Source organism: Vibrio sp. SCSIO 43137 (genome assembly GCF_028201475.1).
Classification (GTDB): domain Bacteria; phylum Pseudomonadota; class Gammaproteobacteria; order Enterobacterales; family Vibrionaceae; genus Vibrio.
In genome coordinates this window covers 2,128,916-2,154,505 of the sequence record NZ_CP116383.1, presented here as the reverse complement: position 1 = coordinate 2,154,505, position 25,590 = coordinate 2,128,916, and the positions used below count along the sequence as shown (strand labels likewise).

Genomic DNA, 25,590 nt, shown 5'->3' with positions numbered 1-25,590 from the left:
TTTCAGGAGTCAATTAATGTTTTTTCGTAAAAAGCAGCGTGGAGCTGCAGCAATTGAGTACGCCATTTTAGCCGCAGCTATGTCAGTGGTTCTTTTAACCATGGTCGGAGGCAATGAGGGTAAGTTAACTAAAGCACTTAACGACACTTATAACTCAGTCGTAGAGTCACTGAGCAAAAGTCAGCAGGATTCAGGAAATTAAAGATTAGGGAAATAGAATGACTGCTAAACGCTTAATGTTGTTATCTCTGATTGTGTCAGTAGTGGGAGTTGTCCTTCTTATACTGAACGGCGGAAATGAACAACAGTCCCATTTGGTTCAGAAAAGTGAGCCGGTTATCGAGGCAGTAACTGTACTGGTTGCAGATCAGAGTATCGTGCCCGGAGAAGTGTATTCGCCAACTATGTTCCGTTGGCAATCGGTAGAAAGGCCAGAGTTGGACAAGTATATCGACTATATCACCCGCGAGAGCATCGGATCTGACCAGCTCAAGGCAGGTATTGCTCATGTGGCAATAAAGAAGGGACAAGTTCTGTCTATGGCTGATATTACCCGGCCTGAAGGCTCATTCTCTCTGGCAACGAAAGTCAGACAAGGTTTTAGGGCTATCTCAGTACCTGTTGATCAAGTGACGGCTAACTCTGGTTTTATCCTGCCGGGTGACAAAGTAGATATCCTGCTTTTAGGCTCAAAAATCAGTGAGTTGAAAAAGTACGACAATCTGGTTGAAGGCCTTTATGTAAGCACTATTGCTACTCAGGTCAGGGTACTGGCATTTAACCAACTTGATAACACTGAAGATTTTCAGGATCAGCGCCGTTCATTGAACACACAAGTTCCGGAAAACAGTTCAGTTTCACTAGAAGTAACGCCTGAGCAAGCAACGCAAATTGTACTGGCTAATCAATTAGGCAAGTTGACACTTTCTCTGAGAAGTGTAGCAGAGTCCGGCGCTCCCCAGACTCCGGAACAAGCCTATACAGTTACATCAAAACTGGTGAATCCTGACAGCAAACTGATAGCACCGGATGTGGGTCTGGTACAACTCAGAGCCAACAGTGCAAGTAAGAAGTAGCAGCAGTAGGGAAAAATAATGAAAAGAAAATATTACTGGTGGAGCCTGTTTCTTCCCGGTTTTCTGATCTCTTTTGTCTCTTTAGCATCAACATTTGAGGTCAATATTAACGAAGCAAAAATGGTGACACTGCCGGAAAAGGCAAAGTCTATTTTTATTTCGAATACCCATATAGCAGATTACCAGCCAATGACGAATACCAAGATAATGGTATTCGGTAAGGATTCAGGTACAGCAAGCATCACCATTCTTAATGATAAAGAGAAAGTAATCTATAATAGCAAAATCCGGGTTGTTCATGATACTAAAGAGCTTGACTCCGTGATTAAGGTTCAGTTTCCGGAAGCTTCGGTACACTCTGAATCTTTAGGTGGAAAGCTCTGGCTGAAAGGGACCGTTCCGACGCCAGTTATGGCATACAGTATTGAAAATTTAGCCCGGGGATACCTTTCCCCAAAACTAGCTGTAACAAAAAGCGACGATAACTCTTCTGATTCTGACAGTAGCAACTCCGGGTCAACAAACTCTGCTAGTCAAAACAGCAATAGCCGTAATGAAAAGAAGCTGATAAACCAAATGGTTGTCACCATGCCTACTCAGGTAAACCTTAGAGTCCGGATTGCAGAGGTATCACGTAATGTCTCAAATAAACTGGGCATTAAGTGGGGATCGTTACAAAACGGCATCAATGCAGCGGGGAGTTTTACTTTTTCCAATATTAAGTTTGGCGAAAGCTGGGTAACTCCCAATTTGAACGCCCTGGTTGATGCTCTGGCCAGTGACGGTGCTATGTCTATTCTGGCGGAACCTAATTTGACTTCCATGGCCGGCGAAGAAGCCAACTTTTTGGTTGGCGGCACTATTCCTATTCCTCTGATTCAGGGCAATACCGCGTCGGTAGATTATCGTGACTACGGTGTGAACCTTAGGTTTAAACCGACTGTGCTTGGACCGGACAGAATCAGCCTTGAGGTTGCACCAGAAGTCAGCAGTGTATCGGTAGAAAATCAGGTCAGTGTCAATGGCAATGTATTTCCTTCTTTCACAACCCGGAGGGCATCAACAACCATTGAGCTGGCAAGTGGTCAGAGTTTTGCTCTGGGCGGACTATTGCAAAGTAGTGAAATAGAGCAGTTGCAAAAACTGCCCGGTGCCGGAGATATTCCTATTCTAGGTAGCCTTTTCCGCTCAACAGAATATCAGCGCAGGGAAACCGAACTGGTGATTATTGCTACTGCTTATCTGGTTAAGCCGCTGCGCAATAACAGCCTGCCGCTGCCGACAGATAACATTATTCCTCAAAGTGATCTGGAGCGCTTGCTGGCACTGCCTGCGGAGCAAGCTTCATCATCATCGAAAAAGAAAACCTTTACTGATAACAACAAACCGCGCCTGTTGGGTGATAACGGATTCTACTACTGAGGCTTGCTATGAAACTAATTAAATTATTCCCGTTTACCCTTGCCTTTCTGGTGGGGTGCAGCAGTCCGGATCCTATCCAGCATGAGCCTTCAATAAAAGTTCATGCCGTTACCAATAGTATTGCGCTGAAGTTGCAAGGCAACAAAGTTTCCGCGCAGCAGTTGTCAGGTATCGAGCGCTTTATCGGGCGTCAGGGTTCTCCTTACGGTATGAAGGTTCTGCTGCTAGGAAAGAGTAAAACAGCATTTCGTCAGTTGTCGTTAATTGAGCAACGCCTTGTCAGTAAAGGTTTTACCCACAGTCAGATTCAACTTCGTAATGAGGAGTTTGCCGGAAAAGGCGACATCAAGGTGCTAATTGAAACTTTCAGGGCTGAGGTTCCAAACTGCACTAAGGAAACTCGTAACGCACTGATTTTCAATAGTTATAAATCGCACTCCTCGTTTGGTTGCGCAAATGCTGCAGCGTTAGCACAGATGGTGGCTGATCCCCGCGAGTTAATAGTCGGAGAGAAACTTGGGGCAACACACGGTGAAACAGCCGTTAACTCAATTAAAAACTATGTTTCGCCGGTTAGTGCGAATAGTGCCAATAGCGGCAGTGCAACTACTGGAATCACGGCTACAGGCGCAGGAGGAAACTAATTATGCATAAACAACAATTATCGGTACTTCTGGCTGCTTCCAACCAACTTGATAGTTATTCAGTTAACCTGGCTCTGTCTGAACAAGGCTTTAGCAGAGTAAGCCAGACTGGAACCGATCATGATGAAATTGTCAGGCTGGTGGTTAAAGAAAGTCACCAGATAGTGATCCTTGATGTTACTGGTAAAAGTCTGGCTGAAGCAAAACAGCATGTTGAACAGTTGCGTCGGCGTACAGGTTGTCATCTGATAGCCGTTGGTGACAATGAACAGATCTCATATTACAAAGCTGTCCGGGCTGCTGGTGCACTAGAGTACCTGACCAATCCGGTTAGTTCATCTGCATTGTCATCCATTGAGTTTCCAGCTGAAGCTAAGCGTCAATCTGGCAAGGTGATTGCGGTTGCCGGTGTAAAGGGAGGGGTAGGAGCTTCCACTGTTGCTGTTAATCTGGCTTATGCTCTGAGAGAGCGTGATCAATCCGTCAGCGTTACGGATTTGGATTTTGCATCAGGCTCTCTGGATCTTCAGTTTGATGTAGAAGGAAGTACTGCTCTGGTCGAAATGTTGCAATTTCCTGAAAGGCTGGAACCTGTCGTTTATGAGCGAAGTGGCAGCCAGGTTCAGAGTGGCCTTACTCTGTTTACCGGATACATGCCTCTGGATTCAGAACCATTCTGGCCGGAAAAAAGTGCGTTAGATCATTTCGCTAAATTTTGTCTGAACCATTCCAATCATCTTATTCTGGATATCCCCTCGTTTTCTCTGAGGGATCAGGTTGGGTTCGGTCAACTCTACTCTGCGGATGTCCGAGTTTTAGTTATAGAACCTACCATTGCCACTATCCGGAATGCGGGTCAGGTGATTAAAAAGTTATCAGCAGGGAGCTCTCACGGCTCCGAAAAGCTGAACATACTGGTACTTAACCATACCAAGTCAGATAAAGCATCTCTTATAAACTGCAACGATGTCCACAATGCGTTAGGAGTCCCTGCTGACATTGTTTTGCCGTTTGCTCCTTCGCATTTTATGACCCGGGATTCATTAGGAAAAACCGGCCTTAAAGGAGATAGAAAGGTAAAAAATGCCTTTAATCAACTGGCTGCACTGGTTCTGGATGAGAGACGTACCGCATCCGGTAAGCTCTGGAAACGAGGTGCTTAAATGTTCGGTTCATCTAAGTTAAAAGAAACAATTCCTGAATCTCAGGCGCACTCCGCAGGTTTGCAAAGCCGGTCAGGAGAGAGTGACCCTGCCCGCGAGCATTACCATCATATTCATTCCCATGTGGTTAATGCTATTGAGGCCAGTGTAGTGGTTAAGCTCTCTGCTCAGGAGCTGGAAAGCAGAATCGCCCAACTGGTGAATAACATTGTCTCAAACAGCCAACTGCCGTTGGGTAACCGTGATGTCGCAAATGTGGTCAGGCAGTTAGTGGATGAGTTACTGGGACTAGGTCCTTTGCAACCGCTAATCGACGATCCTGTTGTTACCGATATTATGGTGAATGGTCACAGGGAAGTGTACGTCGAAAAAATGGGCAAACTGAGCAAAACAGAAGTTCAGTTCCGTAGTGAAGAGCAGTTACTCAACTTGGCCAGACGAGTGGTTAGTAAAGTCGGGCGTCGTATTGACGAATCATCACCAATGGTGGATGCCCGTCTGGAGGATGGCAGCCGGCTGAATGTCATGATTCCGCCGCTGGCCCTTGACGGAACCTATATCTCAATACGTAAGTTCAGTCAGGATAAGCTCTCTTTAAATCAGTTAGCTCAGAAAGGCAGTATGTCTGACAGTATGGTCAGGTTGCTGGACATTATCGTTCGCAGTCGTCTGAACGTGCTGGTGGCAGGAGGTACAGGTGCCGGTAAGACAACGCTTTTAAATGCCATGTCTTTCAGTATCTCACCTCAGGAGCGCATTATCACTATCGAAGATGCTGCTGAGCTTAAGTTGCAGCAGCCACATGTTATCAGGGCAGAGACCCGCCCGGCGAATGCTGAAGGTCTGGCGGCAGTCAGCCAGAGGGAGTTATTAAAAAATGCCCTGCGGATGCGTCCCGACCGGATAGTACTTGGTGAGGTGCGGGGAGAAGAAGCGTTTGAGATGATGCAGGCAATGAACACTGGTCATGACGGTTCTCTTTGTACCTTGCATGCTAACTCTTCACTCGATGCCCTGATACGCATTGAGAATATGTTGCTGATGGCTCAGTCTAGCCTGCCGCTTTATGCACTACGCAGACAGGTTGCAGATACCATTGATGTGGTTGTTCAGATAGAACGTATGCGAGATGGTAAACGCCGCGTTGTTGCTATTACTGAAGTTCAGGGACTGGAAGGTGAACAATATATTACCCAGGATCTCTATCGCTATGTTATTCAGGGAGAAGATGTTCAGGGTAACGTTCTGGGACATTACCGAAGTGGTAATAGCATGCCTCAGTTCACTGAGAAAGCGGCCTATTATCAGCTAGAGTCTCAGTTACGTCATGCCATGGAGATGACGTCATGATTGCATTGTTAGCTGCAGTTGTGCTGATTTCTTCCATATTTAGCTGGCACAAACTCAGCAGGCGGAAGAGAGTCGTCGCTAGGCTGAATGAACGTCTGCCGAATGTGAGAGAGACAAGTATTGAGTCTATTGTTAAAAGTGAAGGCAAATCCGGCCATTTGAGCCAGATGGTAATCAGATTTGATGCACTATTCTCGCGCAAAGATAAGATTGCTCTCAGTGGAATTTTGCTGACCATTCCATTTGCTGTCCGCCTTTTTCTGGCTGATATCCCGTTAAGCTGGCAGGCCGCTACAGTGTTGCTTGCTGCTTTACTTGTGGCCGTACCTTATTACTTGCTGTTAAAGAAAAGGCAATCTGAGGCGTTTGAAAAGGGCATAGTACAAGTATTGGGGCTGGTCAGTCGTGCAGTATCAGCTGGTTTATCCGTTCCTCAGGCGATTGAGCAGGTAGCCAATAATCAGAATGATCTGCTCGGTCAGGAGTTTGCCAGAATACACAATCACATCTCGGTTGGAATGAGCCTTAGGAGAACGTTGGAAGATGCCTGCGTTCGTCTTCCTTACCCTACTTTTCGTTATTTTTCAGTGGCTTTGTTACTTAATCAGAGTAACGGTGGTCAACTGAGAGAAATTCTGCACAACCTGAGCAGAACCATGCACGATAACCGCGCAATGCGTAAAAAAGTGAAGAGCCTTACCTCCGAACCGAGAATGACCGCAGCATTTCTTTCATTTTTGCCATTGTTGATTCTGGCTGCGGTTGCATGGATTGCTCCTTCCATGTTCGAGTTGTTGATTCATTCAGAGAGTGGACAGTCAGTACTCATATATTGCGGCGGCAGCATCGTTACTGGTGCTCTGATATTGCACTCAATGACCAGAAACAGGAATTTCTCATGATTCAGTTAGTTGCCATGTTACTGGTTTTGTCCGGAGTAGCCGGTTGTTTAATCTTTTACTCTTCTGCCCGTCGGCAGGAGAGAGTACAGCGACGCTTGCAGGCAGTTAGTTTTAACTACACGTCCGGTGTTGCTTTCAGAAAGCGTTGGAGCTGGAAGAGTAATACATCACGAAAACTCAAGTTGCAGATCATTGGTTACAGCTCTGATAGTTCTGAAACCATCTTTATGCTGGTCAGGCTTATGTTGATGGTGACAGCGGCATTCGCCTGGTTCGTTCATCAGCAACTAGAGTTAAATGGCCTGGGGATTGCTCAGTGTGTTGTTTCTGCTGTAGTTGCAGGAATACTGGTCGATCGCCTGCTTGACTGGCGGGTAGCTAATGCCAGAAAAGAGATAGGCAGAGTACTACCTGACGCACTGGACCTTATGGTGGTATGTGTTGCATCCGGACAGACCCTTGAAGCGGCTTTCCGGACCGTAGGCAATGAAATAAAACCAGTCTCCTCATCACTATCGAGAGAATGGCTGACGACTGCAACAGAAATGTCAGTTATGGACTCTCCGCTGCAGGCGTTAGCCAATCTGGATGCACGCCTGGAGCTGGCAGCTGTAAATAACATGGTTACCACCATGTCTCAGGCATTGCAATATGGTACTCCTCTATCAAAAGCCTTGGGTCTGATTGCTTCTGATAACCGTCAATATCAGCTACTTGAACTGGAAGAGTGGGTAGGCAAGATTCCCGCCAAAATGTCCTTCCCGTTGGTGATATTTATCATGATGCCGGTCGTTGTGATCATTGTTGCACCTGTTGTGCTGCGTCTGCTTGAATCTCTGGAACAATTCTAATGCAAAGCTTTAATAGCCAAAAAATAAAATCAATATCGAAGTTTACCTCTGTTTTCGCGCTTCTGCTGACACTAGTTGGTTGTGCTTCAACTGAGAAACAAAGCCCTGTTGAACAGGATCTGGATCTGGCTCAGACAGCACTGTTAAATGGCCATGCAGACCGGGCTCTGTCCATTTACAAGAAGAAGTTAGAAAAACAACCGCAAGACCCGAAACTACTGTTTCTGGCTGGTTCAGCGGCAAATCAATCGGCTAAGTTCAGTGAAGCGCTTCATTATCTGGAAAAGGGCTTAGAGCTTGCTCCTTCAGCAGGCTTCTACCGGGAAATAGGGCGTGCCTACCTTGCTCTTGGTGATCTGTTAAAAGCCAGTGACATGCTGGAAAAGTCGGTAGAGCTGCAGGGTAAAGACGATGTTGCCCTGAATAGTCTTGGGGTGACATTTTCTTTGCAACAGAAGTATCCGGATGCTCGTGATGTATACAAGCGGGCGCTACAGCTGCGCCCTGACAGCATAGAGTACAGGAACAATCTGGCTCTGGCCTGGATGCTTGACGGAAATCCGTCAAAAGCGATTGATATCTTGTATCCAATATATCAACGGGGTGAAGCGAGTAAAAAAGTGAGCCTGAACTTAGCGGTTTCGTATGCCATTGTTGGAAAAGTGGATGCCGCCAAGCTGATTGCCAGTGATGTTCTCACCAATGCAGAGCTACAAAACAATGCTAACTATTACCGTCTTCTGGCAGATGGCCATGCAGCCGGGTCGGAGTAGTGAATGATGCCGTTGCATAGTAAGCAAAAACGTCGCAATGCCAGCCCTGTCAGGCAGGCTGGCAGCAGTAGTGTCGAGTTTGCCATGGTCGCGTTGCCAATGACTCTGTTGTTTGTCGTCTTCTTTGAGATCGTTGCACTAATGTGGAGCCAAATGGTGTTTTCTGCTGCGGTACAAACTTCGGCGCGACAAATAAGGGCGCTACCTCCCTCTGTAATGGCAGACGATAGATTTTTTAATGGAATTTTGGCTTTTCCTCTGCTGAAAGAAGAGCAACTTTCCGTTTCAGAGCCATTCTACGCGGAAGATATTGCAGGTTTAGCCAGCAATCAAAGTGCTTTAGCAAACAAACAGCAGTTAGTTGAATATCGGGTGTCTTACCAGTATCAGTTTGTGACCATGCCATTTATTTCAGAGCAACTTCCTGAGCTATTTTCGTTTAATAAGATTGTGTTGGTGAGTTATGACTATCAATCTTAGTAGCAGGTACTTTTTGCATAGAAAGGCAGGCAGAAGCCGCCAGAACGGCTCTGTTGCCGTCGAGTTCCCGTTCGTCGTTATCGGGGTGCTAATAATTTTATTTGGCCTGGTAACGGTCTACAAAGTTCAAAATGCCCAGACGCAGTTAAATGAGGTTGCATTTTCTCTGACTAATGCGGTGGCTACTACTTTGCAGGAAGCTGATATAGCTGACGAATCTGCAATTGCACAAAATCTGGTTGTTGTCGCGAAACGTTTACTTCCGGAAAGTATAAATGTTGAACAAATAGGGTTAGTTTTGCAGGTGGTCAGTGATGGCTCTGCGCCTAAGTCGTTCAATGGAGGAAATGAAGAGTGTGAGGTTGAAACACCCGTATCTCAGCTAACCGGCATGGCCCCAAAAACCGAACTGGATTCACGGCCCGGCAAGGATACCGATGCAACTTTAATTCAGCTTGTCCTTTGTATTTATGAACCAGTTACCTCTCAGCATGTCTTGCTACCATGGCATTGGTTGCCACTTCCGGATGTTATAAGCAGTCGCTCTCTGCTTATTGGGAGGAGCTATGAATAATCTGAATAAACAGAAAGGATCAGTAGTCGTCTCCTTTCTGGCGGTTCTTTTTCCGATGGTTCTGGCAACAGCGGCAACCATTGTGCTTGGTTACTATATGATGCTGTCAGGACGTTCAGCTCAGGCTGTTGATGCAGCAGCACTGGCATGTGCGTATGCGGATCAGTCCGCCCAGACACTGAATAACAAGTATTGGAACTATTACAAACCAAATATAGAAAACCTTGATGGTGAGATTAGAGAGACCTCAAAATGTAACATATCAATGAGCTATAACCTGCCCAACCTATTTCCATCTCTCAGTTTCGCTCAGGCTGAACTGTCGGCAAATGTACAGGCTGGTGAGTCAGCACATAAAGAATCCATTCCCAATGTCACTCCGACAGAACTGGTATTAGTTCTGGATATTTCCGGCTCTATGGCAGGCAGCACTCTGGATGACCTTAAAGATATTTTGACAAGAGCCATTGACGATATATCTGAGCAGCAAAGAAAAGCCGGAAACGCAGACTTTGTCCGGGTGGCCATCGTACCATTTTCTGACAAGGTCTCTGTTAAAAATGCGCCATGGTTGCCTCAGTCAGGAGTGTTTTGCGTGGAAGGGGTGCTGCAAGATGGGAGCAACAACGCTCTTATCGACCAAACCGTCGCCAATATTGACGTGACTCATGAGGAGCGTGCTGTGGTCTATAAAGCACCTCAAGATTTTCTGGCGGACTGTAGTAAAGACGCGCCAACCTTTCCCCTTAGCTCAGATATGAACGCGGTAAAAGACGCCGTTGACGCTCTTCAGGCCAGCGGCGGAACAAACTCTTCAGAGGGACTTATTTGGGGAATCAGGCAATTGACCCCTAACTGGCAAGAGGCGTGGAACACCCGTTTACTGTTTCAGAATGAAGTGCCTAACAAAAAATTAATATTGATGACAGATGGTGCTGACTTTAACTCAGTTTTTGATCAACTAGAGCAAGCTGGTTTATGTGAAAAGTCCCGACGCTTTCCTGACGCAGGAGGGCTGGATATCGAGCTGAACTTTATTGGTTTCAGGGTTAGTGATGCGCGTCTGGAGCAGTTCAAACGTTGTGCCGGTGAGTCTCAATCAGATAGTAATCAACATATCGGCAGGGTATTCGATGCCAGTGATAAGGGTCAACTAAATCAATATTTTACCGAAGTTATGAGTATTGAATATAGAACCGTTCTAGGGTTCAGGAATAAATAAAAATGATAAATACAGGAGAAATCATGTTACGCCGTTTAGTCATATTAATAGCACTCTGTTTTTCACAAGTGTCTTTTGCTTACCAGCAGGGGGACACTTTATCCCCTGTGGCTGAAGAGCAGTTAAATTTAAATCAAGACGCACTCACCATAGTCGATTTTTTTGCTGAGTGGTGCGTTTCCTGCCGCCATGAGCTGCCGGAAGTGAATGAACTTTATCAGGAACTGGAAGGAACAGGAATTACGGTTGTTGGTGTTGATGTAGATGAGGATATTGAAGTAGGGCGCGCGTTTCAGAAGTCTCTCGGACTGAGTTTTCCGGTTATCAACGATACAGAGCAAACGTTAATCGGAGATTTTAAACCTATAGGAATGCCTGCGCTTTATTACTTGTATCAGGGGCAGGTTATTAAGGTTCGTTTTGGGGCAATTAACGATATTCGTGAAGTGATCCTGAGGGATCTGAGGGAAATGGGAGTCGAGATATGATGCGCATTATTGTCGTTGCAGCAGTGTTTATTGCCTCTTCTGCATCTGCCGAAATAAAACTGAATCTGAAACATCTGGGTAACAAGGCTGCTTCTGCTGCCAGCCAGCAAAGTAATGCTGAAAAAACGGTTGAGAATGAGTTTGGCCTTATTGAACAAGAAACAGTTTCAGGCACGAGTTATAGCAGTGACGGAAATCAAATCGGCCTTCGCAGCAATGTAGAGTTGGTTAAGCCGGGCAAACAACAACTTAACGGCTTAGGGGAATATCCCGGACTTATCGTTGAAGACAGTGTGCAGGCAGAGCCTAAAGCGAATCCTATTAATAAACTCACTCTTAAGCTGGCGAAACCTACAAGCCTGAAACCAAGTGACAAACCAGTATCCGCAGACAAACCGGCACTTAAGGTTGTTCAAAAACCTGAAGCAAGTAAGCCAGCTACGTCTTCTTCGTCCGGTGAACAAAGTTCTATTCTTGCTTCCATTGATAAGGCTTTGGGAATAAAGCCGGTTAAGTCATGGGAAAAAGGAACGTTAGCTAAAAAAGAGATGAAACCGGGCGGTACGGTTCCTGAATTTGATCTCTTCTCTGAAAAAGTTTTTTCCTATAAACAAGGTTCCGTCGGCGGCAGTGGTGTTGGTGGCGGTGGTTGTGGCTGTAACTAAATAAAAATTAATAAAATGAAAAAGATACCATTAACATTACTCAGTGCGGCAGCAATAGCTAATAGTGCTATGGCTGAAGATCATTTATCTGTTCACTATCTGAACTACAGTGAACATGATGATAAAGTAAAAGCAAAAGATACGGTCGTTTCTCTGGAAAAGAGTTTCGGGCTGGACTGGACTCTAAATCTTGAGACAGGTTACGACACAATTTCTGGTGCTTCTCCTTCTCTGGGAGCAACGACACCACTTTCCGGTTCTGCTGATTTTATTGCAAGAAGGAACAATATTGCGCTGGGGCAGGCTAAAACCGATGAAGTTCTGCGTTCTGATTACGATCCTCAACGAAGTGGCTATAAAGTAAATAAGGTTAAACTTAAAGACAGGCGGAAATCGATAAACGGAAGTCTGACTTATCGTGATGAGAAGCGCAATGAATGGACATTTGGCGCCAACTATTCAACTGAAGAAGATTATAAGAGCGTTGGCTTAAATGGTAAGGTTCTTGTTTATGAAAATGAACTAAAGAATCGCTCATATAGTCTTGGCGTATCGACTCTTTTTGATAAAACACTGGCCTTCAATAAGTTTACAACAAGCAGCGGAAACACTCAGGACTGGCAAAACATTTTTACCGGTAGTGTCGAAGCAGGCTTGTCTCAGACATTTAGTCCACAACTGTATATGGTATTTACCGGATACGCCGGATACCGCTCTGGTTACCTGAGTAATCACTATCTGACTGTACTTAGAGAGATTGATATAAACAATAACGGCTCAATCGGCAATGATGAGGTGTTTGTTGGTCAGGATTCGCGTCCGGATAAGCGCTACTCTGGTGGTGTGAATATTCAGGCATTTTGGGCCATTTCAGATGAAGTGGTTGTTCGTCCCCGTTATAAATGGTTTATGGATGACTGGGGAGTAAGGTCTCATCAAATTGGGTCAAAAATGACCTACAAAGCGACTGAGAAACTGACTATTGCGCCGGGATATTTCTGGTATAAGCAGGAAGGGGCGTCTTTCTATAAATCACCAACCGCTTCAGACAATACTTTTGCGGCAACAGGGTTTGCTACATCGGATCTACGCTTAGGTGACTACACAGCAAATGCCTATGAGATTGGTGTTAGCTATAAGCTGTTCAGTAAGTTCAGGCTTAATGCACTCGGTGCTTATTACGAACAGTCGAACGGATTTAAAGCAAACTGGTGGGCAGTCGGAGCCACGTATGAATTCTGATTTGCCTTATGTTCACTGTTTTAAGGCTATGACGGTTCCCTGTGAAGTACGCTTGTACGGCACAGGGAAACTAAGTCATGAGCTAAACCAACTGGCAAGCCGGGTTGAAGAGAATACCCGCAGACTAGAAAAGAAATATAACTTCTATAACCGTGAGTCGTGGTTAAGTCTTCAGGTAAACCAACGTCGCAATAGCTCCGTTGAACTCGATGAAGAGGCTGCCTTGGTGTTCTCTCTGTTACAAGATCTCGTCAACGCAACGCAAGGTGTATTCGACCCTAGCGTAGGAACATTGAAGAGCATAATGAATAGCCAGCCAGAGCTTAGTTATAAGCAAGGGTTTCAGTTAGCCCAAGGTGCAATGGGGGTAGATTCATGGCAGGTTCAAAATGGTGTACTTTTCGTCAAAGACAAGTTGACTCAGTTTGATTTAGGCGGAGTAATCAAAGAATTTGCCATAGATCAGGCTGTGGAGATGTTAATTGAGTCTGGTATAACTAGTGCCCTTGTTAACTTTGGTGGTGATATCCGGGCATTAGGCAGTAAACCAGACGGTACTCCTTTCCAGATTGCTGTTCTAAATCCGAAAAAACCATCAGAAGCTTATTTTTCTCTGCCGTTACAGGATGCCGCATTCACTACATCTGCACACTATGAGCGCCGTTTTCGATTTGCCGATAAAGAGACCTCACATATTCTCGCTGAAGCGGGCACTCACCCTCAGGTATTGTCGGTTTCTGTTATGGCGCCTACCGCTCTTGAGGCTGGTGCAATGAGCACAGCCCTCACGATTCAGCCAGCTTTACCAGTTCCGGACCAGTTTGGCGTGATTTTTATTGATAACCAATTGGTTATACACCAGAACACGGAGTTTTTAGTTCAATGAAGCAATGGATTTTAACTATTTTCCTGCTGTTTTCTTGTTTTTCTTTTGCGCAGGATGAACAGTTTTTACCAGTAGAAAAAGCCTTTCCTTATCAATGGTCGGTGACAGATAATGGCCTGGTTGTCCATTTTTCAGTTCATTCTGGTTATTACTTGTATAAATCCCGTTTTCAGTTTAAAGCAGGAGAAGGTGTTGCCATTGATGCCGCGCAATACTCTTCTCCGGGCAAAATGAAAACGGATAGTTACTTCGGTGAAATGCAGGTCTATAGCGAACCGGTGACCATTACCCTTCCATATACGGGAGAGGGAGCGTTGAAGCTTCGTTATCAGGGGTGTGCTGACAAAGGGCTCTGCTATTTACCTCAGACTATCAATATAGACCTGCCGATGGCTTCGTCATCAAATAGTTCCGGTGGAATATTGGATAAAGCGGTAAGTCTGGCTGAGAATACGCAAGGCTTGTCAGACTTTCTGATGCAGGCGTCTAAGACTCAGGCGTTAATTATTTTCTTCCTTCTGGGGTTAGGCTTGTCTCTGACACCCTGTGTTCTTCCTATGGTTCCTATTCTATCCGGTATTATTGGTGGTCAAGCCAATATGACAGGGCGGAAGGGCTTTACCTTATCCCTGTCGTATGTGCTGGGTATGGCAATGAGTTACGCCATAACAGGTATTCTGGTAACGTCACTGGCAAAAGGGATTAACTTGCAGGCTATGCTTCAGCAACCCTGGCTGCTGAGTGTGTTTGCCGCCGTCTTTATTTTGTTGTCTCTCTCTATGTTTGGCTTCTATGAACTGCAATTACCATCATCACTGCAGCAAAAGCTCAATTCAGGTTCAGATAGACTTGGTGGCGGAAAAGTAGTCAGTGTGTTTGTTATGGGAGCCCTGTCTGCTTTAGTCGTTTCTCCTTGTGTAACCGCACCCCTTGCCGGAGCTCTGCTTTATGTTTCAGCAACTCAGGATTGGGTCTTTGGCGGTCTTACCTTGTTTGTTATGGCTATAGGTATGGGGGGGCCTCTTATCGTACTTGGTGTTAGTGGTGGTCGCCTGTTACCTAAGAGTGGCGCATGGATGGTTGCAGTTAAGCAGTTTTTTGGTGTGTTGCTTGTTGCAGTAGCGATCGTATTACTCAGTCGTTTTCTTGATAGCTGGCTGGTTTTAATACTCTGGGCTCTACTGTTCTCGGCAAGTGGTATTCACTTCGGTGCATTAGAGGCGGCGGAGCCAGGCTGGGCAAGAAGTCGAAAGCTGTTTGCATTTCTTTCCCTTTTTTACGGTTTGGTTCTTTTTGTCGGGGCTCTTAGTGGCGGGAGTGACCCAATAAACCCATTAGCCGGAATAGGAGCAGACAAACACTCTTCAGATACTTCTGTTAAGTTTTATAAAACAGCCGATATAGATGAGCTGGATAGGTTGCTGGCGAATGCGAAACAAGCCTCTGCTCCGGTGCTGATTGATTTATACGCTGACTGGTGTGTCTCATGTAAAACTATCGAGCGTGAAGTGTTTGGTAATGAAGAAGTCGAAGATAAGTTAGCGAAGTGGCAACTCATTAAACTGGATGTAACGGAAAGTACTCCCGAGCAAATGGCGTGGCTTAACGAACGTAAAGTCTACGGGCCGCCTGCTATCTTTTTCTACTCACCGCAAGGAAATGAACTGGTTTCTAACCGTCTGAACGGCGGTGTTAATTTAGCGGTGTTTAACCAACAGTTCCCTAAAGATATATAAGACAACCGAAAGATGAAAAAGCCACCGTGATTATGGTGGCTTTTTCAGGTTTTTCTATTTACACCTTAAACTGCTTAACCTGTTCTCCCAGCGTGTTGGAGACTTCAGTCAGGCTATGGCTGTTAGATTCAGTCTGTTGGGTATCTGCTGCTACCTCAGTCGCAACCGTATTAACGTCGGTAACGCCTGAACTAATATCCCTTGCTACTGCGCTCTGCTGCTCAGCGGCGGCAGAAACTTGTATGTTCAACTGATGAATCTCATCAATAGTAGTAAGAATATTTGCCAGCGTTTCATTGGCTTTTTCAACCTGAGTTACGCCTGATGTAACGCTAAGCTGACTATTCTCCATTGACTTAACGGCCTGATGAGCGCTCTGCTGCAAGCTTTCGATAATGGTTTCAATCTCAAGAGTTGATTCCTGGGTTCGTTGAGCAAGAGAGCGAACCTCATCTGCAACCACAGCAAAACCACGGCCTTGTTCACCTGCACGGGCAGCTTCGATAGCTGCATTCAATGCCAGCAGGTTGGTCTGTTCTGCAATACCCTGAATGACATCCAGTACGCTGCGAACCTGACTGCTTTTCTCATTCAACTCTTTAATCACTTCGGATGTACCGCTGATGTCAGAATCAAGATTTTTGGTGATTGAGTCCAGATCGGAAATAACAGACTGCCCTTCAAAGGCGACACTCTGACCATGGCTGGTAGCAGAAGACGCCCTGCTGGCAATATCTGCCACTTCGCTCGCGGTAGCAGCCATCTCTTCCGTTGCGGCGGCAAGCTGTTCCAGATTGGATTGCTGATCCTGCATTCGCTGGCGTGTGACTACCGCATTTTTAAGGGACTGTTCTGCATTGCTGGAGAGGTCGTCAGAACAGAGTTTTACATCCTTAATTACCGGATGCGTTTTATTCAGGAAAGTGTTGCAGGCATCTGCCAGAGACTTAGTTTCATCTTTGGTTTTGACCGTCAGTCTCTGGGTTAAATCACCGTTAGCAATCGTATCGAAAATCGCAACGGTATCCTTAATCGGACGGGTTATTTTGCCCGACAGAAGATAAGTAATGGTTACGGCACATAGGGTGATTGCAATGGAGATCAGAATCTGCAGGTTACGTGATGAGTCATTTGCCTCGCCTACGATTGTTCCGAGTTGTTTAATGTCTTTGTAGATAAGCTCGGTAGGCAGAACAATAGCGATTTCCCACTGAGTATTGGCTTTGCTGAACTTAATCGGAGCACTGGCAATGATGTTGATATCACCCATATCCAGATTCGCCTCAGACTTGCCTATCGCTGATTTAATGCTGTTGTCCGAAAGCCGTTCGCCAATATTTTGCCCTTTGCTGTGCCCGGCAACGAAGCCATTTTGACTGATGATATAAACTTCACCGGCACCATCGTATAAACCAGCGCTGACACTATTTGCCAGCTCACTTAAGAAGTCGACAGAAATATCCAGCCCGACAACACCGAGGAAACGATCTCCCTTCATAATCGGGGCAGACAGTGAAGTAAGCAGTGTTTGCTTACCATTTACAACATAGGTGTATGGGTTAAGGATACACTCTTTCTTACTGTCTTTGGCGCAGAGGTAATATTCACCAACACGGTTTCCGTTGGCAGTGACACTATTGTCCTCATAGCCGGCAAGTGGCTCCAGTACGGCTTGACCGTCACTGAGTGCCCAGTAGGGTACAAAGCGACCATTGCTGTCATGACCGGGCTCAGACGAAGCCTGAAAAGCGTCAAAAACACCGGCTTCCCAGGCAGAATAATAACCAAGATACTTTCGGCTGTGATTGACGTTCTCAGCCAATGCCTGATTAATCAGTTGTTGTGCCTGTACGGCATCCAGTTTTCTGTCAGCAAGCTGTTTCTCGATGCTGGTAAAGTTGTAGGCTAGCGTCCTTGCTGATACTAAAGCTGAATTAATTTCGTCATGAACCAGAGAAGATCCTCTATTGGCTTCCGCCAGCAGATCTTTCTTCACGAGATCTATCAGAAGAGCCCCTGATTTCTGTTCGGTTAGATTCTGGATTTTTTCAGAGTTAATTAACGAGCTGCCAACTAGTACCGCGGATATAAGTAGTGAGCAGGCGAGTATGTAGCTACCAATTTGCATTTGTATAGATTTGAATTGCATAGATAAGGTCTCACTTGTTTTTATTGGAATAAGAGAAAGCTAATATTTGTTCTTCTTATGTTTGCAATATAATCATATCACTATGATAAATCTATAAATAACTGACTGGTTTGGTCTCATTTTTGATATGCATCAGTGCTCATATTTTTTCTGTAGAACTCAAGAGTTCCGGCCGTGCCTTATAAGAAAATTAATGAGTGGCTTTAATTGATATTAAAATCAATAGCAATAGCTAATAATTGCTTTATTAAACAATTGGTTATAATAATTTATCTGACGGTTTATCTGCTTGCTTTGTATGCCGAGAGTATAAGGTGAATTAATAGGCTGGGAAGGGGACGTTATCCGCCCGAACATATCGGGCGTCAGAGTTAGATCATCAGCAAACTGCTTTGTGAGTAGTTAGTTTGAATTTTAAAGCTAAGCGGACTTTACGAGCGCCAGCTATTACCAATAAGCAGTGAAACAGCAACGGAAATGCCCAGTGCTATTAGTATATTTGGTAAGTTAACCCCCCAGATAGCGACACAAATTGCTACGGTGACTATTGACCAAAGTAATGTTTCAAAAATCCAGGTTCCCATCTTTATACCTACTGTTATCTGCTGAGTCTTAATAATAATTTTAGTCTGGTTAACTTTTCGTTATCTAAGAGTCCATCATATGCAATGGGTTTGTTTGTTATGTGTGTGTTGCATATATGTAAAATATCTATAGTGATTTTAACTGAATATTATCTAAAGATTTGAAGATAACTCCTGCTTTTATCAACTTTCCTATGTTAAATGGGTATAAATTATTTACACATTTAGCGAATTATGCTGTTATTCGATGTCAACTTTGGTTGACACAACACTTTACAAAACATTTTTAGAGATTTTGCAATGGATAACAAAAACACAACTGCGCAGAACACAGGTGGCGCTTGGTCTCGACTAGAGCTTTGGAAGAAAATCCTTATCGGAATGATTCTTGGCGTGATTGTCGGTACCGCTATGGGACCTGATGCTGAAGTGCTTAAGCCTATCGGGACACTATTTATTAATGCAATCAAGATGTTGATTGTACCGCTCGTTTTCTGTTCTTTGATTGTCGGTATTACCTCAATGAGGGACACAAAGAAGATGGGACGAATCGGTCTGAAAGCGGTTCTCTTCTATCTGGGAACAACCGCGGTAGCGATTACTATCGGTCTTGTTTTAGCAGCAGTGCTGACTCCGGGTGAAGGCCTGAATATGGTCGCTTCTAATCCTGAAGCTGCGGGTAAAGAAGCGCCGCCGTTGGTGCAGACTTTACTTAATATGGTTCCTAAGAACCCTGTCGGAGCACTTGCTGCAGGCAATATTCTACAGATTATTGTTTTTGCAATTGGTCTGGGTATCTCTCTTGTTCTGGTTGGCGAAAAAGCAGAGCCGGCAATTAAGGTATTTGAGAGCCTTGCAGAAGCAATGTATAAGCTGACAGAGCTGGTAATGAAGCTCGCACCGTTTGGTGTATTCGGCCTGATGGCATGGGTTGCCGGTAAATACGGTATGGATGTTCTGCTTCCTCTGATTAAAGTGGTTGCAGTGGTTTATCTTGGTGCCATTATTCACGTATTAGTATTCTATAGCGGTTTGGTTACGACTCTGGGTGGTCTGAACCCTGTACGTTACCTTAAGGGTCTGGCTAACCCGGCAGCGGTTGCTTTCACTACAACAAGTAGTTCAGGTACTTTGCCGGCAACCATTAAGGCTTCCCGTCAGGAGCTGGGTGTATCTAAGAGCGTTTCCAGCTTTGTATTGCCTCTGGGTGCAACTATTAACATGGATGGTACGGCGCTTTATCAGGGTGTATGTGCGCTGTTTATTGCACAAGCGTTTGGTGTTGATCTGGCAACGTCTGATTACATCACAATTATCCTTACGGCGACCTTTGCTTCTGTTGGTACGGCAGGTGTTCCGGGTGCAGGCCTGATTATGCTGTCACTGGTTCTGACAACCGTTGGTCTGCCTATTGAAGGTCTGGCTATTGTTGCGGGTATTGACCGTGTGCTGGATATGGCTCGTACTACTGTGAATGTATGTGGCGACATGATGGTTTCTGTTATGGTTGCTAAGAGTGAAGGTGAACTGGATACCAGCATCTACAATTCAGACACTGAAGGTGAAGTTGAAATCGCCTAATAGCTGACTGATGAGAAACTCAAAGGCCTGACAGTGATGTCAGGCCTTTGTTGTTTAGAACCTTATTCCACCGCCATTGGCGGCGGTGATGGTTTTAGCATCTCTTCTTTAAGCGCTGAAGATGTTGTCCAGAATCTGTTTTAGAACCGGGTAAGAGTATGAGTGCAGACCAATCTGATAGTTTCTTTCCATCTCCTTCTGGCGGGTTTCCCTGTCAGTCAGATACTTAATGGTTTGCTCCGCTGATTTAGCGTTCTGCTCAGAATCAATATAGGCTAGCCCCTGAGCATCAAGCTGATGAGTGTCACCCAAATCGATAATATCAAACTGATTGGCTGCAATATCCGTGGCATAAACCGGATAACGGTAGACAATCATTGGCAGCTTAGCGATCAAACCTTCAAGGAACTGATTTCCCCAGCCTTCAAGCAGAGAAGGGTAGGTGATGATATCGGCGTGAGCGTAAGCATCCCATAAAGAGTAGACCTTCTCTCCTTCAGCATCAGAACGGGAGTGAGCAATAGCGTCATTAATAAACAGCAACTCAACGCCCTGTTGTTTTGCTTTCTCTTTTAGCTTATCCAGATAGCTCTCTTCTTCACTCATTCCGGCAAAAGTAAGAATTAAGCGGCTCTCTTGTGTGAACGTTTGGCCGTTATACAGAGTTTTTCCGATTAACTTCTGCTTTTGTTTTGCTACTTCAGCAATATGGTCAATCGCCAGTTCAATACCTTTTCTGGCAACGATACGGGTTGCCTGAAGGAACATAATATCGTTAGGCTGGATGCCGAACCTTTCCCGCAGATCGCGGTTGTAGTCGTCAACTTTCCAGTCACTGCTGTGGAAATCAAATACGTTTGGTACAACGTCTGAGTCAATATCACGGCGAAACTTCAACTCTTCCTGTGCAATATAGTTAATAATGCAGTGTTGAATATTATCCTGCTTAGGCGGGAAATATTGATCAAGCAACTCAGTCACTTTTTCCGTTGTAGGTTTTGAGTATTTTTCTCTTTCCCAGTGGAAATCGTGATGGTGACAAATCGCCTTGATTCCGGTTCTGTTAACGGCATCTAAAATACCAATGGCAGCGGGCAAGTGGTAACCGAGAGACCAGACATTATTTGGCACAATAATATCGATATCCAGTTTAGTAATAATATCGGCAACTTTATCTGCAATACGTTCTGCTTGTGCTTCAATCGCCTCAATCAGTTCACTGTCACTACTGTAATCACTCATTTTCACGTAAGCGTTATGAATGATCTTGTCATTAAAGTCATCCAGATAATGAAGCTCGGAAATACACTCTGCTTCACAGTCGCCACTGCTGCCCGCAAGGTAGTGTACCTTATGCCCTGACGCTTCCAGCGCCCATTTCCATTTGTCCATTTCAAGTGATACACCATCGGTTTCACCTACGCGAAAATGGGCCAGTAATATGTTCATTTCTTAATCTGCCTGTGGGTTATTAACTATTAATGTGGAATTTAACGATAGTGATTGTGATAAAAAGTGACCACCTTCACATTACTGTTACGAAGATTCAAAACCGGTTTTGATAAGGTCGAAAAAAGTGACTCAGTTCAAAATAATGCCGCGGATTTCTCTCTAGTATAAAAAACGAAAAGTGAGAAGTCGTTATTTTTGTACATGTACTCCATTTTTTTTGTATTTATTCAAAACCGGTTTTGATTTTATTAAAAAAGTAATTTGTCGTATTGGTAAGGCGCGTTTATATACAAGCCTGAATATAGTGGAAAAAGCAATGAAGCTTGAACTTAAACATCTTAAAAATAATTTGCAGCAAATTTTAGCAGGCGTCTATTCGCCGGCTCAACTGAATCAATTTTTGCCCGAGCTGATTGAAAGAATTGCCAAGTTTGATATCCAGAGTAATCGCAGACTCTGGGTTGATCAAAGTGACATTATGCTGATTAGCTATGGTGATTCGATTAAAAAACAGAATGAAGCGCCGATGCGTACACTTCATGAGTTTTTAAACAGAAACACTAAGGATGTTCTTTCAGCTGTTCATATCCTTCCTTGTTTTCCTTACACCTCAGACGACGGTTTTTCTGTTGTTGACTACTGGAAAATAAACCCGGAACTGGGTGACTGGAAAGACGTGCAAGCGTTGTCGCAAGATTTTGACCTGATGTTCGATGGTGTAATTAACCATATGTCGAAATCGAGTGAGTGGTTTACTAAATTCCTGACCGGCGATGAAGAATACAAAGAGTTCTTTATCGACGCAAACCCGGATCGTGATTACAGCTCAGTAACCCGTCCGAGAGCGCTTCCTCTGCTGACGACTTTTGAAACGCCAAGTGGTCCTAAGCATATCTGGACAACCTTTAGTGAAGATCAGGTTGACCTAAACTTCCGCAACCCTGAGGTTCTGGCGAGAATTATCGAACTGCTGTTGTTTTATTCTGAGCAGGGTGCGTCGTTTATCCGTCTGGATGCCATCGGCTTTATGTGGAAAGAGCTGGATACACCATGTATTCACCAGCCACAGTGTCACGCCCTTGTTCAGGCTATGCGTGCTGTAATGGATTCAGTTGCACCACATGTGAAACTGATTACCGAAACCAACGTACCTCACAAGGATAACATCAGTTATTTCGGAAACGGTGAGAACGAAGCACACCTTGTGTATCAGTTCCCGCTTCCTCCTCTGACACTGCATACGCTACAGACAGGTGACAGCGAGAAGATCGTTGACTGGATGGCAAGCTTAGAGCAGTGCACAGATAAAACCACATTCTTTAACTTCCTGGCCTCGCACGATGGCATTGGCGTTCGGCCTGTTGAGGGTATCCTGAGTCGCCAGCAAGTTGAGGATCTTATGAACATCGTTAAGACCAATGGGGGACGCGTTTCGTTTAAGGACAACGGTGACGGAACACAGAGCCCATACGAGCTGAATATCAACTACTACAATGCGGTGAGTGATATTGAACAAAGCGAAGACGTGAATATCGATCGCTTTATGGCGGCTCAGTCCATCTTAGTCTCTATGGCGGGTGTGCCGGGTATCTACGTTCACAGCTTACTGGGTTCAGTAAACGATAGTGAAGGTCTGGAGAAGCTTGGTTATAACCGTGCTATTAACCGTGAAAAACTGGATGTTGAACGCCTTGAAGAAGAGCTGAACACACCAGAACACCGCCGTAATAAGATCCTATCCCGATATAAGAAGATGCTCACTGTACGTACCACTGAAAGTGCATTTGCACCAAGTGCGTCACAAAGAGTTGTGAAAACAGATTCTAAACTCATTACCATGGTTCGTGATGAACAGCTTGCCGTGGTTGTGAATATTAGTAATAGCGCTGTGGAAATTGATACCACCTGCCTGCTGGATAACCTTAATAAAGATATCCTTTCTGGTGAGGCCGTCGACGCAACAGTAACCTTACAGCCGTATCAAACGATGTGGCTGAAGAACGAATAGTAAATCCTAAACATAAGGATATAGTGATGAAATTGAAAACTCTGACTTTTAGTCTGGCTGCAGCCGGTTTGACAATGTCAAGCCTTGCTCAGGCAACAACGGTAGAATATTGGACGACTCTGACTCAGTCTGACCGTCTTCAGACCATCGAGGTAATGGCAGAAGTGTTTGAAGCACTGAACCCGGGCATCGATGTAGAAGTTGTTGGCGTTGATGAGAACGAAATGCCGACTCAAATCGCAGCGGCAGCGGCGTCAGGTACTCTACCTAACATCGTTGAAGTTGGTTCAAACCTTTCATTAGCATTTGCTGAGCAAGGTATCGTTGACACAGATGCGAACACTGAAGTGGTTAAAGCTCTTGGTGAAAAACGTTTCTATCAGGGCGCATTGAAGATGATTCAAAACCCTGAAACCAGCAAGTACGTTCAAGTTCCTTATCGTGGTTGGGTACAGGGTATCTGGTATCGTTCTGACTGGTTCGAAGAAGCAGGTCTTGAGCCACCAACAACGTGGGAAGCGATTGAGAAAGCGGCTAAGCACTTCTACAAGCCAGAAGAAAACCAGTACGGTATTCTGGTAGGTACTAAAGCAGATGCTTATGCAGAGCAGGTTTATACTCAGTTTGCACTTTCAAACGACGCGGGTGAGTTCGATAAAGACGGTAAGCTAATCTTTAACTCAGCTGCACAGCAAGAGACTCTGGACTTCTACAAACGTCTTGCTCAGTACAACCCTCCGGGTCCACAAACGTGGCGCGCAAGGGATTACTACCTGCAAGGTAAACTGGCGATGTTCTTCTACTCAACTTACATCATGGATGATCTGGCGCTTGCAGAAGCAGCAGCAAGTTCACTAGGTACAGAGAACTTTAAAGATCTTAAAGGTGCTAAGTTTGACCCTAACCTGTCTAAGAACACTCGTTTAGCGGCGACTATCACTCAGAAGTCACCTTCTACATTCGGTACTCTGGTTGGTTTCTCTGTAATGAAGACTGGCGACAAAGCTGAAGTTGACGCAACTAAAGCTTTCCTTGAATACATCAATGAGAAAGATCAAGTTGTTGCCTTCTCTCACATGGCTCCGGGTGGTCACCTGCCAATGCTGCGTGATATCGCTGAAACGGAAGAATTCCTCAACGATCCTAAAGGCATCTTTAACCGCTATGGTAAAGAGTCAATCAAAGAGATCGTTGGCGGTTTCGACACCATTAAGAACTTCTCTGTTGTAGACGGAAAAGCTTTCCCTAAATCAGGTGAAATCTTCTCTAAACAAGTTATCCCTCGTATGATTTACAGCGCTGTTATTGAAGACCAGGACTCTAAGAAATCTCTGGAGTGGGCTGAAAAACAGATGCAAGAAATCATTGCGAAGTAACTGTTGAACAACACTCTGCTACCGTCAGGTAAGTGGCAGTAGCAGACATTCACTTGGGGCGATATTGTGTCACCCCAATCTGAAAGGAATTAATCTCATGACTCCATTAGAGAGAGCTGAAGCGAGACTGGGCTGGAAGTTAGTATCTCCGACCATCGTTTTTATCGCGCTTTTGATACTCTATCCGATTGTTTTTAACGTCTACCTTAGTTTTTTCGACGTTAAGCTGAATGGTGATAAGCTTTTTGTCGGGCTGGACAACTATTCGAAACTTTTATCAAACCCTGATTACTATTCATCTATCGGTACGACCGTTGTCTACCTGTTAGGTACAGTAGCAGGTACAACTTTGTTAGGCCTTTTAGTTGCCTTGCTAATGCGTGAACCTTTTAAAGGTCGTGGCATTGTCAGTGCGGCAATTCTGATGCCTTACTTTGCACCCGTTATCTCGGTTGTATTTGGCTGGCAATTCCTTTTTGACCCGGTAAACGGTGTATTTAACTGGTTGGTTGTTGATGTTCTGAACTTAACTGACACCAGAACTAACCTTATCGGTGAACCAGATACGGCGGTATGGGTCGTTATTATCTTCGATATCTGGAAACACTTCCCAATCGCTTACTTGCTAATTCTGTCTAAACTGCAATCTATCCCTAAAGATCAGTACGAGGCAGCAGCAATAGACGGTTACGGACCTGTAGGACGTTTCTTCCACGTAACTTTGCCGGAAATCTATTTTGTACTGGCTACCGTGGTCATCCTACGTCTGATATGGAACCTGAACCGATTTGAAGACGTTTATCTGTTAGCTCCAAACGTAGAGACCCTGCCAGTATTTACATATTACCAGGCCTTTACCGGAATTATTGACCAGGGCTTAGCCGCCGCTACCTCTGTTATACAGTTTGGCTTCTTGTGTGTGCTCATCTGGTTCTATGTTAAGAAAATTTTGAAGTGGTAAGTCAT

The 25,590-nt window shown here is 44.9% G+C and carries 24 protein-coding genes; 21 read left to right on the top strand and 3 right to left on the bottom strand.

The window, feature by feature from the left end:
• Positions 1-16: 16 nt before the first annotated feature.
• Genes PK654_RS10045 through dsbD form a run of 17 tightly spaced genes read left to right on the top strand, consistent with a single transcriptional unit; the run spans position 17 to position 15,474 of the window.
• On the top strand, positions 17-202 hold the full coding sequence (locus tag PK654_RS10045) for a Flp family type IVb pilin (RefSeq protein WP_271695654.1): 186 nt from the start codon (positions 17-19) through the stop codon (positions 200-202).
• A gap of 16 nt (positions 203-218) precedes the next feature.
• Positions 219-1,076, top strand: a complete 858-nt coding sequence (gene cpaB / locus PK654_RS10040; protein ID WP_271695653.1) for a Flp pilus assembly protein CpaB — start codon at positions 219-221, stop codon at positions 1,074-1,076.
• Between the two features lie 18 nt (positions 1,077-1,094).
• Positions 1,095-2,498 (top strand): type II and III secretion system protein family protein, encoded by a 1,404-nt coding sequence (locus PK654_RS10035; RefSeq protein WP_271695652.1) that lies wholly within the window; start codon positions 1,095-1,097, stop codon positions 2,496-2,498.
• Between the two features lie 8 nt (positions 2,499-2,506).
• On the top strand, positions 2,507-3,142 hold the full coding sequence (locus PK654_RS10030; protein ID WP_271695651.1) for a CpaD family pilus assembly lipoprotein: 636 nt from the start codon (positions 2,507-2,509) through the stop codon (positions 3,140-3,142).
• 2 nt (positions 3,143-3,144) lie between these two features.
• Positions 3,145-4,305 (top strand): P-loop NTPase, encoded by a 1,161-nt coding sequence (locus PK654_RS10025; RefSeq protein WP_271695650.1) that lies wholly within the window; start codon positions 3,145-3,147, stop codon positions 4,303-4,305.
• The gene (locus PK654_RS10020; protein ID WP_271695649.1) at positions 4,306-5,655 is read left to right on the top strand and encodes a CpaF family protein; all 1,350 of its coding nucleotides are present in this window, start codon (positions 4,306-4,308) and stop codon (positions 5,653-5,655) included.
• Entirely contained in the window at positions 5,652-6,557 is a 906-nt protein-coding gene (locus tag PK654_RS10015) for a type II secretion system F family protein (protein ID WP_271695648.1), read from the top strand. Before PK654_RS10020 ends, PK654_RS10015 begins: the two co-directional genes overlap by 4 nt.
• Positions 6,554-7,408, top strand: a complete 855-nt coding sequence (locus PK654_RS10010; RefSeq protein WP_271695647.1) for a type II secretion system F family protein — start codon at positions 6,554-6,556, stop codon at positions 7,406-7,408. The genes PK654_RS10015 and PK654_RS10010 overlap by 4 nt, the downstream gene beginning before the upstream one ends.
• Complete coding sequence (locus PK654_RS10005) at positions 7,408-8,181, top strand: tetratricopeptide repeat protein (protein WP_271695646.1); 774 nt, start codon at positions 7,408-7,410, stop codon at positions 8,179-8,181. Before PK654_RS10010 ends, PK654_RS10005 begins: the two co-directional genes overlap by 1 nt.
• A gap of 3 nt (positions 8,182-8,184) precedes the next feature.
• Positions 8,185-8,661 carry a TadE/TadG family type IV pilus assembly protein gene (locus PK654_RS10000; RefSeq protein WP_271695644.1) on the top strand — a complete coding sequence of 159 codons (477 nt, stop codon included), beginning with the start codon at positions 8,185-8,187 and terminating at the stop codon, positions 8,659-8,661.
• A 13-nt stretch (positions 8,662-8,674) separates the two neighbouring features.
• Entirely contained in the window at positions 8,675-9,235 is a 561-nt protein-coding gene (gene tadF, locus PK654_RS09995) for a tight adherence pilus pseudopilin TadF (RefSeq protein WP_271695643.1), read from the top strand.
• Positions 9,228-10,457 (top strand): VWA domain-containing protein, encoded by a 1,230-nt coding sequence (locus PK654_RS09990; protein WP_271695641.1) that lies wholly within the window; start codon positions 9,228-9,230, stop codon positions 10,455-10,457. The genes tadF and PK654_RS09990 overlap by 8 nt, the downstream gene beginning before the upstream one ends.
• A gap of 23 nt (positions 10,458-10,480) precedes the next feature.
• Positions 10,481-10,945, top strand: a complete 465-nt coding sequence (locus PK654_RS09985; protein WP_271695640.1) for a TlpA family protein disulfide reductase — start codon at positions 10,481-10,483, stop codon at positions 10,943-10,945.
• Positions 10,945-11,610 carry a DUF4266 domain-containing protein gene (locus PK654_RS09980; protein WP_443088745.1) on the top strand — a complete coding sequence of 222 codons (666 nt, stop codon included), beginning with the start codon at positions 10,945-10,947 and terminating at the stop codon, positions 11,608-11,610. Before PK654_RS09985 ends, PK654_RS09980 begins: the two co-directional genes overlap by 1 nt.
• Positions 11,611-11,625: 15 nt before the next feature.
• Positions 11,626-12,852 carry a DUF3570 domain-containing protein gene (locus PK654_RS09975; RefSeq protein WP_271695638.1) on the top strand — a complete coding sequence of 409 codons (1,227 nt, stop codon included), beginning with the start codon at positions 11,626-11,628 and terminating at the stop codon, positions 12,850-12,852.
• A complete protein-coding gene (locus PK654_RS09970) occupies positions 12,842-13,738 on the top strand; it encodes an FAD:protein FMN transferase (protein WP_271695636.1) in 897 nt (298 codons plus the stop codon). Before PK654_RS09975 ends, PK654_RS09970 begins: the two co-directional genes overlap by 11 nt.
• The gene (gene dsbD, locus PK654_RS09965) at positions 13,735-15,474 is read left to right on the top strand and encodes a protein-disulfide reductase DsbD (RefSeq protein WP_271695635.1); all 1,740 of its coding nucleotides are present in this window, start codon (positions 13,735-13,737) and stop codon (positions 15,472-15,474) included. The genes PK654_RS09970 and dsbD overlap by 4 nt, the downstream gene beginning before the upstream one ends.
• Positions 15,475-15,532: 58 nt before the next feature.
• Here dsbD and PK654_RS09960 read toward each other — a convergent pair whose 3' ends face one another.
• Together PK654_RS09960 and PK654_RS09955 are read right to left on the bottom strand one after the other, a co-directional pair.
• Positions 15,533-17,623, bottom strand: a complete 2,091-nt coding sequence (locus PK654_RS09960; RefSeq protein ID WP_271695634.1) for a methyl-accepting chemotaxis protein — start codon at positions 17,621-17,623, stop codon at positions 15,533-15,535.
• Between the two features lie 431 nt (positions 17,624-18,054).
• Positions 18,055-18,207 (bottom strand): hypothetical protein, encoded by a 153-nt coding sequence (locus PK654_RS09955; protein ID WP_271695633.1) that lies wholly within the window; start codon positions 18,205-18,207, stop codon positions 18,055-18,057.
• 300 nt (positions 18,208-18,507) lie between these two features.
• Here PK654_RS09955 and PK654_RS09950 point away from each other — a divergent pair, with 300 nt between their 5' ends.
• On the top strand, positions 18,508-19,788 hold the full coding sequence (locus tag PK654_RS09950; protein ID WP_271695632.1) for a dicarboxylate/amino acid:cation symporter: 1,281 nt from the start codon (positions 18,508-18,510) through the stop codon (positions 19,786-19,788).
• Positions 19,789-19,896: 108 nt separating this feature from the next.
• On the opposite strand, the gene PK654_RS09945 is transcribed toward PK654_RS09950, so the two are convergent.
• Positions 19,897-21,237, bottom strand: coding sequence for a glycosyltransferase family 4 protein (locus tag PK654_RS09945; protein WP_271695630.1), 1,341 nt, complete (start codon positions 21,235-21,237; stop codon positions 19,897-19,899).
• Positions 21,238-21,556: 319 nt separating this feature from the next.
• Here PK654_RS09945 and PK654_RS09940 point away from each other — a divergent pair, with 319 nt between their 5' ends.
• The 3 genes from PK654_RS09940 to PK654_RS09930 all read left to right on the top strand — a co-directional run bounded on the left by PK654_RS09940 (position 21,557) and on the right by PK654_RS09930 (position 25,585).
• A complete protein-coding gene (locus PK654_RS09940; RefSeq protein WP_271695628.1) occupies positions 21,557-23,248 on the top strand; it encodes a sugar phosphorylase in 1,692 nt (563 codons plus the stop codon).
• 26 nt (positions 23,249-23,274) lie between these two features.
• The gene (locus PK654_RS09935; protein WP_271695627.1) at positions 23,275-24,624 is read left to right on the top strand and encodes an ABC transporter substrate-binding protein; all 1,350 of its coding nucleotides are present in this window, start codon (positions 23,275-23,277) and stop codon (positions 24,622-24,624) included.
• 97 nt (positions 24,625-24,721) lie between these two features.
• Positions 24,722-25,585: a carbohydrate ABC transporter permease gene (locus PK654_RS09930; RefSeq protein WP_271695626.1), complete on the top strand. Its 864-nt coding sequence runs from the start codon at positions 24,722-24,724 to the stop codon at positions 25,583-25,585.
• Positions 25,586-25,590: the final 5 nt, after the last annotated feature.

Bases quoted from the DNA above. Each gene is read 5' to 3' on its own strand.
- PK654_RS10045 (WP_271695654.1), top strand. From the start codon at position 17: ATGTTTTTTCGTAAAAAGCAGCGTGGAGCTGCAGCAATTGAGTACGCC.
- cpaB (WP_271695653.1), top strand. From the start codon at position 219: ATGACTGCTAAACGCTTAATGTTGTTATCTCTGATTGTGTCAGTAGTG.
- PK654_RS10035 (WP_271695652.1), top strand. From the start codon at position 1,095: ATGAAAAGAAAATATTACTGGTGGAGCCTGTTTCTTCCCGGTTTTCTG.
- PK654_RS10030 (WP_271695651.1), top strand. From the start codon at position 2,507: ATGAAACTAATTAAATTATTCCCGTTTACCCTTGCCTTTCTGGTGGGG.
- PK654_RS10025 (WP_271695650.1), top strand. From the start codon at position 3,145: ATGCATAAACAACAATTATCGGTACTTCTGGCTGCTTCCAACCAACTT.
- PK654_RS10020 (WP_271695649.1), top strand. From the start codon at position 4,306: ATGTTCGGTTCATCTAAGTTAAAAGAAACAATTCCTGAATCTCAGGCG.
- PK654_RS10015 (WP_271695648.1), top strand. From the start codon at position 5,652: ATGATTGCATTGTTAGCTGCAGTTGTGCTGATTTCTTCCATATTTAGC.
- PK654_RS10010 (WP_271695647.1), top strand. From the start codon at position 6,554: ATGATTCAGTTAGTTGCCATGTTACTGGTTTTGTCCGGAGTAGCCGGT.
- PK654_RS10005 (WP_271695646.1), top strand. From the start codon at position 7,408: ATGCAAAGCTTTAATAGCCAAAAAATAAAATCAATATCGAAGTTTACC.
- PK654_RS10000 (WP_271695644.1), top strand. From the start codon at position 8,185: ATGATGCCGTTGCATAGTAAGCAAAAACGTCGCAATGCCAGCCCTGTC.
- PK654_RS09990 (WP_271695641.1), top strand. From the start codon at position 9,228: ATGAATAATCTGAATAAACAGAAAGGATCAGTAGTCGTCTCCTTTCTG.
- PK654_RS09985 (WP_271695640.1), top strand. From the start codon at position 10,481: ATGTTACGCCGTTTAGTCATATTAATAGCACTCTGTTTTTCACAAGTG.
- PK654_RS09980 (WP_443088745.1), top strand. From the start codon at position 10,945: ATGCGCATTATTGTCGTTGCAGCAGTGTTTATTGCCTCTTCTGCATCT.
- PK654_RS09975 (WP_271695638.1), top strand. From the start codon at position 11,626: ATGAAAAAGATACCATTAACATTACTCAGTGCGGCAGCAATAGCTAAT.
- PK654_RS09970 (WP_271695636.1), top strand. From the start codon at position 12,842: ATGAATTCTGATTTGCCTTATGTTCACTGTTTTAAGGCTATGACGGTT.
- dsbD (WP_271695635.1), top strand. From the start codon at position 13,735: ATGAAGCAATGGATTTTAACTATTTTCCTGCTGTTTTCTTGTTTTTCT.
- PK654_RS09960 (WP_271695634.1), bottom strand. From the start codon at position 17,623: ATGCAATTCAAATCTATACAAATGCAAATTGGTAGCTACATACTCGCC.
- PK654_RS09955 (WP_271695633.1), bottom strand. From the start codon at position 18,207: ATGGGAACCTGGATTTTTGAAACATTACTTTGGTCAATAGTCACCGTA.
- PK654_RS09950 (WP_271695632.1), top strand. From the start codon at position 18,508: ATGGATAACAAAAACACAACTGCGCAGAACACAGGTGGCGCTTGGTCT.
- PK654_RS09945 (WP_271695630.1), bottom strand. From the start codon at position 21,237: ATGAACATATTACTGGCCCATTTTCGCGTAGGTGAAACCGATGGTGTA.
- PK654_RS09940 (WP_271695628.1), top strand. From the start codon at position 21,557: ATGAAGCTTGAACTTAAACATCTTAAAAATAATTTGCAGCAAATTTTA.
- PK654_RS09935 (WP_271695627.1), top strand. From the start codon at position 23,275: ATGAAATTGAAAACTCTGACTTTTAGTCTGGCTGCAGCCGGTTTGACA.
- PK654_RS09930 (WP_271695626.1), top strand. From the start codon at position 24,722: ATGACTCCATTAGAGAGAGCTGAAGCGAGACTGGGCTGGAAGTTAGTA.